The sequence below is a fragment of the Mycobacterium sp. TH-M82 genome, from assembly GCF_057473605.1.
Genome location: NZ_JBYCKY010000125.1, coordinates 1 through 1,064 on the forward strand (window position 1 = coordinate 1; position 1,064 = coordinate 1,064).

At 64.3% G+C, this 1,064-nt stretch carries 3 protein-coding genes; 1 reads left to right on the forward strand and 2 read right to left on the reverse strand.

Annotated elements, in window-relative coordinates; translation table 11 throughout:
• Positions 1–504 (reverse strand): flavin-containing monooxygenase (locus AC2VON_RS03610; RefSeq protein ID WP_486951717.1); only part of this gene is annotated, 504 nt, incomplete at its 3' end.
• A 167-nt stretch (positions 505–671) separates the two neighbouring features.
• Between AC2VON_RS03610 and AC2VON_RS03615 the strand changes: the two genes are divergently transcribed.
• Positions 672–803, forward strand: coding sequence for a hypothetical protein (locus AC2VON_RS03615; RefSeq protein ID WP_486951718.1), 132 nt, complete (start codon positions 672–674; stop codon positions 801–803).
• A gap of 64 nt (positions 804–867) precedes the next feature.
• Here AC2VON_RS03615 and AC2VON_RS03620 read toward each other — a convergent pair.
• On the reverse strand, positions 868–1,064 hold a 197-nt coding region (locus AC2VON_RS03620; protein WP_486951719.1), incomplete at its 5' end, for a nucleotide-binding YajQ family protein.

Consider the following 1,064-nt stretch of genomic DNA (forward strand, 5'->3'; position numbering starts at 1 on the left):
GGCGAACTGCTCGATGCCGGGGAACTCGGGTGTGTAGCCCTCGTCGTAGTTGTAGTAGCCGGATCCGAAGAAGACGAACCGGGCGCGGTAGGTCTTGATGGTGCCGTCCTGTTCGGTGGTCACCGTCCAGGTGTCGGCCGACGAATCCCAATCAACGGTGCGCACATAGCTGTTGAACCGGATGTGTCCGTCGATGCCGTACTTGTGTGCGGTTCTGGTCAGGTAGTCACGGATGTCGGCGCCATCGGCGACAGCCTCCTTGCGGAGCCACGGCTCCCACGGGAAGGACAGCGAGAACATGATGCTGTCGGAACGCACGCCGGGGTAGCGGAACAGATCCCAGGTGCCACCGATATTCGCGCGCCGTTCCAGGATGACGTAGCTGGTGTCCGGGTTGCGTTTGGTGATGCGGTAGGCCGCTCCAAGACCGGAGATGCCGGCGCCGACGATGACGACGTCGACGCAGCCGGCGTCTCGAGCGCTGTCTCGCGTGGTCACGGTCATGGCGAGCCTCGCTTCCTGAGCTGCTGTGATCTGCACCGCCAGCCTAGCCGCCCACCGGTTGGTTGGACCAGAGCCCTCACAACGGCTGCAGCAGCACGTCCACGTGCAACGGTGGGCACAAGGTCGATCAGCCACATCTGGTCGGCGGGGCTGGCGAAGATACGGGCGTGGGTGGGGTCCTGGGTGACCGCGACCTCACGCAGGCGGCCGATGACAGCGAGCGGCTGGCCATCCGGGCCGAACTGGAACCCGGGGTAGGCAAGGTAGTTGCCGCGGCGCACGGCGATCAGCCTCGGTGATGGCCATAGCAGCAATCCGCCATGCGGTTCATGCACAGGGAGATCGGTGCACGAACCGCATGGGTCACCGATAGTTGACGAACTGCAATGCCACGTCGAGGTCGGACTGCTTCAGCATCGCGATCACGGCCTGCAGGTCGTCGCGCTTCTTGGAGGTGACCCGGATCTCGTCGCCCTGGATCTGGGTCTTGACGCCCTTGGGGCCCTCGTCGCGGATGAGCTTGGTGATCTTCTTGGCGTTCTCGCTGTCGATGCCCTGCT